Annotated in this window: 7 protein-coding genes; 2 read left to right on the top strand and 5 right to left on the bottom strand. The window is 75.2% G+C overall.

The window, feature by feature from the left end; translation table 11 throughout:
* Positions 1 to 52: 52 nt before the first annotated feature.
* The gene (locus tag AGRA3207_RS17105; protein WP_231335647.1) at positions 53 to 1,048 is read left to right on the top strand and encodes a DMT family transporter; all 996 of its coding nucleotides are present in this window, start codon (positions 53 to 55) and stop codon (positions 1,046 to 1,048) included.
* Between the two features lie 121 nt (positions 1,049 to 1,169).
* Positions 1,170 to 2,777, top strand: coding sequence for a flavin monoamine oxidase family protein (locus AGRA3207_RS17100; RefSeq protein WP_231335646.1), 1,608 nt, complete (start codon positions 1,170 to 1,172; stop codon positions 2,775 to 2,777).
* A 10-nt stretch (positions 2,778 to 2,787) separates the two neighbouring features.
* Here the strand turns inward: AGRA3207_RS17100 and AGRA3207_RS17095 are convergent, their stop codons facing one another.
* From AGRA3207_RS17095 to AGRA3207_RS17075, 5 genes are read right to left on the bottom strand one after another with little or no spacing between them, the layout of a single operon-like run.
* Positions 2,788 to 3,927: an acyl-CoA dehydrogenase family protein gene (locus AGRA3207_RS17095; RefSeq protein ID WP_231335644.1), complete on the bottom strand. Its 1,140-nt coding sequence runs from the start codon at positions 3,925 to 3,927 to the stop codon at positions 2,788 to 2,790.
* A gap of 60 nt (positions 3,928 to 3,987) precedes the next feature.
* On the bottom strand, positions 3,988 to 5,148 hold the full coding sequence (locus tag AGRA3207_RS17090) for an acyl-CoA dehydrogenase family protein (RefSeq protein ID WP_231335643.1): 1,161 nt from the start codon (positions 5,146 to 5,148) through the stop codon (positions 3,988 to 3,990).
* A 10-nt stretch (positions 5,149 to 5,158) separates the two neighbouring features.
* A complete protein-coding gene (locus AGRA3207_RS17085; protein WP_231335642.1) occupies positions 5,159 to 9,226 on the bottom strand; it encodes a non-ribosomal peptide synthetase in 4,068 nt (1,355 codons plus the stop codon).
* The gene (locus tag AGRA3207_RS17080) at positions 9,223 to 10,203 is read right to left on the bottom strand and encodes a transketolase family protein (protein WP_231335641.1); all 981 of its coding nucleotides are present in this window, start codon (positions 10,201 to 10,203) and stop codon (positions 9,223 to 9,225) included. Before AGRA3207_RS17080 ends, AGRA3207_RS17085 begins: the two co-directional genes overlap by 4 nt.
* Positions 10,200 to 12,218 carry a M20/M25/M40 family metallo-hydrolase gene (locus tag AGRA3207_RS17075; protein ID WP_231335640.1) on the bottom strand — a complete coding sequence of 673 codons (2,019 nt, stop codon included), beginning with the start codon at positions 12,216 to 12,218 and terminating at the stop codon, positions 10,200 to 10,202. Before AGRA3207_RS17075 ends, AGRA3207_RS17080 begins: the two co-directional genes overlap by 4 nt.

Raw genomic sequence — 12,218 nt, 5'->3', positions numbered from 1 at the left:
AGTCACCGGCGGCCATCGCCGGGCGGCAGAGGCGACCGCGGAGGGCGGGACGATGCCGAAGCGCGGCACGATCACGGCGGCACACGGACGGGACCGGGACCGGGACGGGTCCGCCCGGTCGGTGCCGGGACGGCTCAGGGACGTGACGACGCGCCGTCCCGTGCCGTCGCTGATCGCGGGGGCGGTGTGCGTGGCGCTGTCGTCGGTGTTCATCCCGCTCGCCGGGACCTCCACCGGGACCATCACGTTCTTCCGCGGGCTGCTGTCGATGCCGGTGCTGATCCCGCTGGCGGTCTCCGAGCGCCGCCGCCCCCAGCCGCCGCGTCCCCGCCGGTCCCGGCCCATGGCGCTGCTGGCGGGGGTGATGCTCGCGGGCGACATCCTGCTGTGGAACGAGGGCATCGCCAACAGCGGCGCCGGGATCGCGACCGTCATCGTGAACGCGCAGGTGGTGCTCGTCCCGCTGCTGGGCTGGATCTTCCTGCGGGAGCGGCCGGGGCGGATGTTCGCGGCGATCGTCCCGGTGATGCTCGCCGGGGTGGCGCTCGCCGGGGGGCTGGTGGGGGAGGGCGCGTCCGGGGACGACCCGGTGCTGGGCGCCGTGTACTCCGCGGCTGCGGCGCTGTGCTACGCGGCGTTCCTGTTCCTGCTGCGGCAGGCGGGTGACGCGGACCGGATCATCGTGCCGGTGACGGAGTCGGCGGCCGTGTCCGGGCTGGTCGCGCTGCTGGTGGGGCCGTTCTGGCACGGCCTGGACCTCGCGCCGGGCTGGGCGCCGTTCGGGTGGCTGCTGGGCATCGCGCTGACCGGGCAGGTCGCCAGCTACCTGCTCATCGGCGGCGCGCTGCCGCACCTGCCCGCCGAGGTGGGCGCGGCGCTGCTGCTCATCCAGCCGGTCGGGTCGGTGCTGCTCGGCGCGCTCATCCTGGGCGAGCGGCCGACGCCGCTCCAGCTGCTGGGCTGCGCCGTCGTGCTGCTCGCCCTCTATCTGGCGACGGTCACCTCGGGAAAAGGCGCAAAGCGGGAGGACGAAGCGTCACGCCGATGACGCCGCCGTCGTCAGGAGAATGATATTCCGCCGCGCGGTTCAGAATCACGCCGCTGTCCGGTAATGGCGCCGTCCGATGTAATCGAATTGCACTTTCCGCGCCCCGGATCGGAGGTTCTTCATGGGCGGCGTGACGCGGAGGTCCTTTCTGGAGTCCGTCGGCGCCGCGGGCGGTTCCGGCGCGTTGTTCGGCGCGATGGGCGCGCTCGGCCTCGCGCCGACGGCGGCGGCGAACCCGGCGCCCTTCGAGCCGCCGCGGCCCGGCGACCTCGCGCTCCGGGGCGCGCGCCCGCCGCGGGTGGTGGTCCTCGGCGGCGGCGTGACCGGCCTGGCGACGGCGTACGAGCTGCGCAAGGCGGGGTACGAGTGCCTCGTCCTGGAGGCCAAGGACAGGCCGGGCGGACGCAACTGGACGGTCCGCGGCGGCACCGCCGAGAAGGAGATCACCGGGCACCGCCAGCGGGCGCGCTTCGCCGATGGCGAGTACATGAACGCGGGCCCGGCCCGCATCGCCCAGTTCATGGTGACCCTCGACTACTGCCGGGAGCTGGGCATCCCGATCGAGCCGTTCAGCCTCGACAACTGCAACGCCTGCGTCTACTACGAGAACGGCGGGCCGCTGTCGCGGCGCCGGATCGAGAACAGGAAGGCCAAGGCGGACGTGTTCGGGCACGTGTCCGAGCTGCTCGCCAAGGCCACCGACCAGGGCGCACTGGACAAGGAACTGGGCCGCGACGACAGGGAAAGGCTCCTAGCGTTCCTGGAGGATTTCGGGGCGCTCACCCGCAGCGGCGACCGGCTCGCCTACACCGGCACGAACCGGCGGGGCTACCGGGTCCTGCCGGACACCGACGACCCGCCGGGCGTGATCGACGGGCCTCCGCCGTCCGTGCACGACGTCCTCGCGAGCGGCATCGGCCGCGACCTGTCGTTCAACCTGGAGTGGCCGTTCCAGACGGTCATGTTCCAGCCGGTGGGCGGGATGGACCGTATCCCGCGCGCGCTCGCCGACCGGATCGGCGCGGACCGGATCCGGTACGGTGCCCAGGTGCTGGAGGTGACCGACCTGCCGTCCGGGGTGGACGTCCTCTACACCGACGGCGGCGGCAGGAAGCGCACGGAGCACGCCGACTACTGCGTGGCGACGCTGCCGCCGTACATCATGGCCAGGGTCCCCACGAACCTCGGTGCGCACGTGACGGCGGCGCTGGAGCGGCCCTCGCGCGTCCCGGTCAGCAAGATCGGGCTGGAGTACCGGCGCCGCTGGTGGGAGCAGGACGAGCGGATCTACGGCGGCCTCACGCACACAGATATGGACATCGGCCAGATCTGGTACCCGTGCCACGGCTACCACGGCCGGCGGGGCGTGCTCATCGGCGCCTACACCGAGGGCCCGTCCACCGAGGGGCTGGACGCGATGGCGCCCGCGGACCGGATCAGGCGTGCCGTCGCGCAGGGCGTGAAGATCCACGGCCCGGCGTACGCGCGGGAGCTGGTCTCGGGCTTCGCGGTCAACTGGGACCGCGTCCCGCACATCGAGACCGGCTGGGTCCGGTGGCCGTCCTGGACGGACGGCGCCTACGACCTGCTGAACCGGCCGCACGGGCGGGTGTACTTCGCCGGGGAGTGGCTGACCGGGTTCATCGGCTGGCAGGCCGGGGCGATCGAGTCGGCGCGGCGGGCCGTCACGCGGATCCACCAGAGGACGCTGGCGACCGCCAGACCGTGACGGGAGCCGCTCAGGAGAAGGCGTGGTCCAGGCAGGCCGCAGGGCCGGACGGTTCGGCGGCCAGGTACGTGGCGGCCTCCTCGCGGTGCCGTTCGGGGCCGCCGAGGAACACGGCGTCGACCGCGGCGCGCCGGTAGAACAGCTGGGCGTCGTGGTCGTCGGTCATCCCGATGGCGCCGTGGATCTGGACGGCCTCGGCGGCGGCCCGGCGGGCGAGGTCCCCGGCGGCCGCGACCGCCTCCAGGCTCGCCATGGCCGCGCCGCCGTCGCCCTCGTCCGCGCGGGACGCGGCGTAGCCGGTGAGCATCCGCGCGGCCTCCACGTCGGTCGCGATCTCGGCGAGGCGGAACGCGATGGCCTGGAAGCTGCCGATGCTCCGTCCGAACTGGCGCCGGGTGCGGGCGTGCCCGGTGGTGAGGTCGAGGGCGGCGTGGGACAGCCCCACGAGGTAGGCGGCGTGCCGGGTCCGTGCCGCGGTGAGGGCCGTGGCCCATGCCTCGTCCAGCCCGGGACCGCCGATCCACGCGTCGGGCGGGACCGCGTCCACGGTCACGGTGTGGAGGTCGCCGCAGGCGATGTCCTCGTGGCGCTCGGTGCGCACGGCGGGGTGTTCGCCCGGCAGCAGCGCGCACCGGAGGCCGTCCGGGGCCGTCCCCGCGATGAGCAGGAGGTCGGCCTCGTCCGCGAACGCGACGTGCCTCCGGACCACCCGGGGGTCCCCGGCGTCGTCGGCGGGCAGGGGGGCCGGGCGGGTGAGGGTCCGGTCGCCGCGGTCGCGGGCGGCGAGGGCGACGGTCGCGCCGTCCGCGATCGTCCGCGCCTCGTCGCGCCCGCGCAGCAGGTCGAGCGCGAAGAGCGTGTCGGGCAGCGGGCTCTGGTAGAGCGCGCGGCCGGTCAGCTCGGCGAGGACGACGGCGTCGGCGAGGCCGCCGTCCTCGCCGCCGAGCGCGGCGGGCAGGGCGAGCCGCGCGGCGCCGAGCCGCTCCAGGGCCCGCCAGGTCATCCGGCGGGCCTCCGCGTCCTCGGGGGACGGCGGGATCCCCGCCGGGCGCGTGGACAGCCGCCGGACCGCGGCGGCCAGCTCCCCGCCGAGCAGCGGTGCGAACCGCTCGGCGATCTCTCGTTGCCGCTCGCTCGGTGCGAACCGCACGATTCCTCCTCAGTGTGGCGAAGACAGATGGGGCGGAAAGACGCCGGTCTCGGCGAAGGGTCAGGTGAGCAGGCGCAGGCCGGTGGACGCGATGAGGTACTGCATGATCTCCGACGTCCCCGCGGACAGGGTGTAGCCGGGGGCGTCGCGGTGGCCGCTCTCCAGGACGCCCGCGCACGGCGCGCGCGGGTCGCGGGCCGACAGCGTCGCGTCCAGCCCGAGCAGCTCGATCCCGGTGTGCGTCAGCTCCTTGAACAGCTCCGTCGCGTACCACTTGGCCATGGCCGCGTGGACGCCGTCGATCCGCCCGTCGCGCAGCTCGGTGACGACCCGCCACGACAGCAGCTCCGCGGCGCGGGCCCGCGCGTGCAGCCGGACGAGCCGCGGCCCGGTGCCGGGCTCGTCCAGGCCGCCCGTCTCGCGCAGCCGCCGGACCACCAGGTCGAGCAGCCGCCGGGCCTTGGCCTGGAACTCCAGGCCGGTCCGCTCGACCGGGATGACCTCGTTGATGACCTGGTAGCCCTCGTCGACCGGGCCGAGCACGTCGTCGCGGGTCAGCCGCACGCCCTCCAGCGTGACGTCGCCGAACGCGTCGTCGGACAGGCTCGGCAGCGCCCGGACGGTGACGCCGGGCGTCCGCAGCGGGACGACGAAGAGCGTGATGCCGTAGGCGGCGGCCTCGGACTCGCTGGTCCGGGCGGCGCACAGCGCCCAGTCGGCGAACTGCGACTTCAGGCTGTAGACCTTGCGCCCGTACAGCCGCCAGGCGCCGTCGCCGTCGGGTTCGGCGCGGGTCCGCAGCGCCGCCAGGTCCGAGCCGGCGCCGGGCTCGCTGTACAGGACGGACGCGGACGCCTCGCCGCGGGCGAGCGGAGGCAGCAGGCGCCGCCGCTGCTCCGGCGTGCCGGCCATCTGGAGGATCAGCCCGACGATGTCCACGCTGACGACGTGGACGAGGTCGGGCACGCCGTGCCGGATCAGCTCCTCGGTGAGGAGCGACTTCTCGACGACGCCGCGGCCGAGCCCGCCGTACTCCTCGGGCCAGTTCACCGCGAGCCAGCGGCGCTCGCCGAGCCGGCGGTACACCTCCAGCATCCCCGGCTCCGCGCCGGGGGGCCGGTGCCGCAGCCCCTCGACCTCCGCGCGGACGGCGTCCTCGGAGAGGAGGTCGCAGACCTCCTTGCGGAACGCCTCCTGTTCAGGGGTGAGTGCGTAGTCCACGGGTCTCGCCTCAGCCTTCCGTTCCGGTGGGGTCGCCCGCGGCCTCCCGCAGGACGCGGTCCAGTTCGCGCGCGAGCCTGGTCACGTGGGGCCGCTGGAGCATGGTGTAGTGGTCGCCGGGCACGGTGATCTCGACGACGTCCCCGGCGTGCGGCTCCCATCCGCCCGCGTACTGCCCCTCGGCCGCGCCCAGCGAGGTGAGGGTGCCGTCGTGGTGACCGGGCCGGTAGGTCAGGGCGGTCGCGGCGTTGGCCATGAACACCCGGATGCGGCGGCCGAGCTCGTCGCGGATGTCGGCGGGCACCCGGCCGGCGCGTTCGAGCGCGTCCACGACCTCGGTGGTCTGCTCGTCCGGCTCAAGGCCGGTCAGCCGCTCCCAGTCCAGCTCCGGCGGTCCCTCGCCCTGCAAACCGGACAGGTCACGGGCGAACGACTCCAGCATCTCGGTATGCGTCGGCGGCTCGTCCATGGCGGGCGGCGCGGCGGAGTCCATCATCGCCACCAGCGCGACGCGCTCCCCCTCCTCTCGGAGCTGGCGGGCCATCTCGAAGGCGAGCGTCCCGCCGATCGACCAGCCGCCGAGCAGGTACGGGCCCTCGGGCTGGACGCCGCGGACGGCCTCCAGGTAGCGGGCGGCCATCGCCGGGACGTCCGGCGGGTCGTCCTCGCCGTGCAGTCCGACGGCCTCGATGCCGTAGAAGGGCCGCCGGTCGTCCAGGAGCCCGGCGAGGTCGAGATAGGGCACCGCGGACCCGCCGGACGGGTGGACGCAGAAGAACGGGGTGCGGTCGCCCTCGGCGCGGATCGGGACCAGCCACGGGGTGGCGTCGCGTTCCCGCGCGCCTGCGTCCCCGCCCGCTCCGCGCTCGTCGATGGTCGCGGCGATCCGCCGGACGACGGGGTTGAGCAGCACGTCCCGGGGCTCCAGCCCGACCCCGAACTCCTCCTCGACGCGGTCGAGGAGCTGGACGAGGTTGAGGGAGTTCCCGCCGACGGCGAAGTAGTTGTCGCCCGGTTCCACGGCGGTGTCGCCGAGGTCGAGCGTGCCGCGGAGCAGCTCGATGAGCCGCCGTTCGGTGCCGGTCGGCTCGCCACCGCCCGTCCCGCCCGTCCCGCCGGTTCCGCCGTCCGCCCCGGAGGGCGCCTTCGCGCCGGGCTCGGGCAGCCGCGACCTGTCGAGCTTGCCGCTGGGGTTGCGGGGGATCGAGTCCAGCTCGACCAGCTCGGACGGCACCATGTGCGCGGGCACCTCGGACGCGAGCGCCTCGCGGACCGCGTCGGCGTCGAACGGGCCGTCCCCGCCCGGCCCGGACACCGTGACGTACCCGACGAGCCGGGGCCCGCCCGGTCCCTCCCGCGCGGTGACGGCGGCGTCCTCGATCTCGGGCCGGGCGGTGAGCGCGTGCTCGACCTCGCCCGGCTCGATCCGCAGCCCGCGGATCTTGATCTGGCCGTCGGCCCGGCCGACGAACTCCAGGTTCCCGTCCGGCCGCCACCGCACCAGGTCCCCCGTGCGGTACATCCGCTCGCCCGCGCCGGGGCGGAACGGGTCGTCCAGGAAGCGCTCGGCCGTCAGCTCGTGCCGGTTTAGGTAGCCGCGCGCGAGCCCGGCGCCCGCGACGAACAGCTCGCCGGGCACCCCGATCGGGACGGGCCCGAAGTGCTCGTCGAGCACGTACGCGCGGTGGTTGCCCATCGGGCGCCCGATCGGCGGCATCGCCGTGAGCGGCTCGTCCGGGCACAGGTAGTCGACGCAAGCGACGGTCGCCTCGGTCGGCCCGTAGCCGTTGTGGAACTGCCGTCCCTGCGTGTTCCACCGGTTCACCAGCTCGCCGGGGAACGGCTCCAGCCCGACGAACAGCGCCCGCAGGTCCGGGAGGTCGCCGGGGTCGAGCTGCTTCAGGACGGCCGGGGGCAGGTCGGCGAGGGTGACCCGCTCGTCGCGCATGAGCGCGGTGAGGCGCCCCGGGTCCAGCAGCGCCTGGCGCGGCGCGGTGACGAGCAGCGCGCCGTGGCACAGCGCCGCGTAGACGTCGAAGACGCTGACGTCGAAGGCCAGGTTCGCGAACTGGAGCACCCGGTCGTGCGGGGTGATGCCGAACAGCTCGCGGCAGTTGCCGATGAAGTTCACCACCGCGCGGTGGCCCACCATGACGCCCTTCGGCGTCCCGGTCGAGCCCGAGGTGTAGATGACGTAGGCGAGGTCGTCGGGACCGGCGTCGCACGGCGGCGGCCCGGGCGGGAGTTCCGCGAGCCGCTCACGCGTCCCCGGGTCGTCCAGCAGCAGCTTCGGCGTCTCCTCCGGGAGCCGGCCGGCGAGGTCGGAGGTGGTGACGACCAGCCCGGCGCGGGAGTCCTCCAGCTGGAACGCGAGCCGCCTCGCCGGGTAGTCCGGGTCGAGCGGGAGCCAGGCGGCGCCCGTCTTCAGGACGGCGAGCTGCGTCGCCGGCGCGTCCGGGCCGCGCTCCAGCAGCATCGCCACCAGCCGCCCGGGCCCGGCGCCGTGCCCGTCCGCGAGCAGCCGCGCGAGCCGGTCGGAGCGGCCGTCCAGCTCGCCGTAGGTGACGGTCGTCCCCTCGTGGCGGACGGCCGGGGCGTCCGGGCGGCCGAGGGCGTGCTCGCTGACGAGCCGGTGCAGCAGCCGTCCGTCCGTCTCGTGCGGGCGCGGTTCGGGGTTCCACCGCGTGAGCAGGGTGCGGCGTTCCTCGTCGCCGACGATCGGGACCGCGCCCGAGGCCCTGCCGGGCTCGGCGGGACCGGCGCGCAGCGCGTTGAGCAGGTGCCCGGCCGTCCGCTCGATCCGGCCCGGCTCGAAGAGCTCGGCGGCGTACTCGACGCGCAGCCGCGCCGCGCCGCCCGGTTCCTCGATCACCTGGACGAACAGCTCGAAGTCCGAGCCCCCGTGCGCGACCGGGACCTCCCCCGGCGCGGCCTCGACCCTGGCCAGGGCGACCTGGAGGGGCGTCCCGCCGAGGTCGAGCGCGCCGAACGGCACCTCCTGCCGGGCGCGGGCCTCCGCCAGCGCCTGTCGCGCCCGGTGGGCCAGCGCGCCGAACTCCTCGTCGCCCGGGACGTCCAGGCGGAGGACGAGCGGCTTCGCGAGCGGCCCGGCCAGCGGGCGCAGTGCCTCCCGCGCGCGGCCGTCGGTGAGCACGCCGACGACCAGGTCGTCCTGCCGGGTGTAGCGGGCCAGGACGACCAGCAGCGCCGCGAGCAGCGTCCCGTCGTCCACGCCGCGGAGCCCGTCCGGGACGGCCTGCTCGTGGACGCCGCCCGCCCTGGGCCGGTCCGCCGCGCGGCGGAAGTCCACGGGCAGGTCCAGGGCGGGCAGCCCGGCCAGCCGCTCCGACCAAATCTCCAGGCCGCGTTCGAGGCGCTCGCCGCCGAGGACGGCGCGTTCCCACCGGGCGACATCGGTGAGCCGGACACCCGGGTCCCGGACCTCGCCGGACACCAGCTCGCGGGCGACCATCCGCAGCGTGTGCGCGTCGGCGACGGTCCGGTGGGCCGACAGGAGCAGCAGCCCGTCACCGTTCCCGCCGGGCGGCAGCAGCAGCCGCGCCCGGAACAGGGGCCCCTCGGCGAGGTCGAACCGCGACGCGGCGGCGTCCCGCGGCGCGTCCTCCCGGCTCCGCTCGTCGAGGACGTCCACCGCGAGCGGGACCTCGCCCGGCGGGTCCACGATCTGGCAGGGGACGCCGTGGACGGTGCCGAACCGCGTCCGCAGCGCCTCGTGCCGGGCCGACGCCGCGGTCAGCGCGCGCCTCAGCGACGGCACGTCCACCGGCCCGTCGAGCCGCACGGCCAGCGTCTCGGCCGGCACCTCGGGCGCCGGGCCCGCCCGCTCGGCGAACCACAGCCGTTCCTGCTCGAAGGCGAGCGGCGGCGGCCCGGCGCCGTCGATCCCGGTGACCGGGAGCGCGTCGCGGCGGGCGGCCAGGCTCCGGCGCCGCGCCAGGTCCAGGAGCGCTTTCCGGACGTCCTCCAGCGCGTCGCCCGCGTCACTCGCCTCGCTGTTGGCCTGGGCCTGGGCCTGGGCCTGGGCCTGGGCCTGGGTTTCCGTGTGCGTCTGCGTCATCCCGGCTCGTCCTCCTCGCCGTCCTCGTCCTCCCGTCCGAGGTCCCCGAGCACGTCGCGCACCTCGTCGACCACCGCGTCCGGTCTGATCCCGGTCCGCTCCAGCAGGTAGGGGTGGTCCCCGGCCATCGACACGAACTCGTCGGACACCGCCACCCGGCGCACCTGCACCGGCAGCCGCGGCGCCAGCGCCTCGCCCACGGCGGCGCCGAGGCCCCCGGTCTCCCAGTGCTCCTCGACCGTGACCACCAGCCGGGACCGGCGCGCGAACTCCAGCAGCGTCGTCACGTCCAGCGGCTTGACGGTGTGCATGTTCAGCACGGCGGCCTCGACGCCGAGGTCGGCGAGCCGCTCGGCGGCGAGCAGCGCCGCCTCCACCGGGTACGGGCCGCAGGCGACGAGCGTCACGTCGTCGCCGTGCCGCAGGACCTGGGCCTCGCCGATCCGCACCGGCGGCGCGTCCTCGGGCAGCTGCGGCGTCGGGCCCCGGCCGAGCCGCAGGTAGACGGGGCCGGGCAGGTCCACGCACTGCCGGAACAGCGCCTCGGTCGACGCGCCGCCCGCCGAGACCAGCACCGTCATGTTCGGCAGCGTCCGCATCACCGCGAGGTCCTCCAGGCTGTGGTGGGTCGGCCCGAGGCTCCCCGCCGACAGCCCGCTGTGCGTCGCGGCGATCCGCACCGGCACCGCGTTGTACGCGATGTCGATCTTGACGAACTCCAGCGCGCGGGTGCTGGCGAAGGTGGCCATCGTGTTCACCACCGGGACGCGGCCGCTCTTGGCGAGGCCCGCCGCGACCCCCATGAGGTCCTGCTCGGCGATACCGAGGTTGATGTACCGGTCGGCGGCCGGGCCGAAGTCGATGCCGTCGTACAGGCCGGTGTCGCTGTCCAGGCAGACCAGCCGGGGGTCCTCGGCCATCATCGGGACGAGCGTGTCGCGGAAGATGTTGCGGTCCGGAGGCACCTGCTCGGTCATGACCGTCCCCCCTTCCCGTCCGCGTCGGCGTCGCGGAGGGCCGCCTTGGCGCGCCGGTGCATCCGCTCGTTCAGCTTCACGAAGTGGCTCTTCACCTTGTCCTCGACATACGGCAGGCCGCGGCCCTTGCGGGTCCGCGCGATGATCACGGTGGGACGGCCCGGCTCGGGCGGCGCGGTGAACGCCTCCAGCAGGGCCGCCAGGTCGTGGCCGTCCACCTCGCGGACGGTCCAGCCGAAGGACCGCCAGCGGTCGGCGAGCGGCTCCAGCTCGACGATCGACTCGGTCCGCCCGGTGATCTGCAGCCGGTTGCGGTCCACCACCGCGGTGAGGCGCTCCAGGTTCTGTGTCCCGGCGGCCATCGCGGCCTCCCAGACCGAGCCCTCCTGGAGCTCGCCGTCCCCCATGATCACGACGCAGCGGCGGTCCGTCCCGTCGAGCCGGGCGGCGAGTGAGAAGCCGATCCCGAGCGGCAGGCCGTGGCCGAGCGCCCCCGACGGCATCTCGACGCCCGGCAGCGCGCTGTTGGGGTGGGCCATGAACTGCGAGCCGTGGGCGCCGTAGTCCGAGAGCCGATCCGGGGGGAAGAAGCCGTACTCGCCGAGCGCCGCGTACAGGCCGATCGCGCCGTGCCCCTTGCTGAGGATCATGACGTCACGGTCGGGGGCGTCCGGGTCGTCCGGGTCGATCCGCAGCACGCGCGAGTACAGGCACACCATGATCTCGACGAGGGACATCGACCCGCCGAGGTGGCCCCCGTTCTTCGTCGCGCACATGTCGACGATCCGCCTCCGGATGCTCGCCGCGCGCTCCTTGAGCTCGTCGAGGCCCCCGTGCCCGCCGTCCGGGGCGTCCTCGCGCGACCCGCGGTCCTCGGGGCGCACACGGTCCGGGGCCTCGCGGGGCCGGGGCACCCGGGGCGGCGCCGGGGGCGCCGACTCCGCGCCGGGCGGCAGCGCCGCGAGCCGGTCGAGCGCCGTGGTCAGCACCGAGACGCCGCGCAGGTAGCCGGAGATGTCGATCGACTCGTCCGGCGTGTGGTCGAGCTCGCTGTCACCGGGCCCGTAGGTGGCCATCGGCATCCGCCACTTCTCGGCCAGGACGTTGAGGTCCGCCGTCGCCGTCTTCAGCTTGGCGGCGGGGCGGACGCCGTGCTCGCGGATGCCCGCGTGCAGCGCGCGGACCACCGGGTCGGCGCGGCCGACCCGGTGCGCGCCCACGTTGCCGATCACGCTGAGGCGCCCGTGCGGGGTCCGGGCCCGCAGCCGCTCGACGAACCCGTCCGCGTCGAAGCCCGGCGGCGTGCGGACGCTGAACTCGGCCTCGGCGCGGACGAGGTCGCCGGAGATCGACACCAGGGTCGGGCCCGGACGGTCGAACGAGTCGTGCCCTTCGCCCGGCCCGGTGCCGGGGCCGAGCAGCTCCAGCAGCGTCGCCCAGCACCCCCAGGCGTGCTCGGCCGCCTTCAGGCCGGGCCGCGTGGGGTGCACGGGCTCGCACTCCACCTCGTACCGCAGGTCCAGCTTGCCCTTGTAGCCGAGGACGACCGTGGACCAGCCGCTCGGCTCCCCGACGATCAGCGCGTCGGGCGGCGGCATCGTGTCGCGGACGGCCGTGGCGCCACGCGACGGCGCCGTCTCCTCCTCCACCGCGCCGACCACGACGACGCGCCCGCCGGAGCCGCCCGTCCGCGCCGCCGCGCAGATCATCGCGGCCAGCGGGCCCTTCGCGTCGGACGCGCCCCGGCCGTACAGCCGTCCGGCCTCCGTGCGGACGGGGACGTCGCCGGGGACGGTGTCCATGTGGCCGAGCAGCATCACCGTCGGCCCGTCCCCGGCGCCGATCTCGCCGACGACGTTGCCCACGTCGTCCACGTGCGCGGTGAAGCCCAGCGACCGCATCTCCCGTTCCAGGAACGCCGCGAGGGCGCCCTCCGCGTACGACGGCGACGGGATGTCCAGCATGCCGCGGAGCAGCCCGACGGCGCGGTCCTCGGTGATCGGGTCGGCTCTCAT

Source organism: Actinomadura graeca, assembly GCF_019175365.1.
In the GTDB taxonomy this organism is placed as follows: Bacteria; Actinomycetota; Actinomycetes; order Streptosporangiales; family Streptosporangiaceae; genus Spirillospora; species Spirillospora graeca.
Note: the sequence above shows the minus strand (reverse complement) of the source record. Positions and strands in the feature narration are given on the sequence as shown.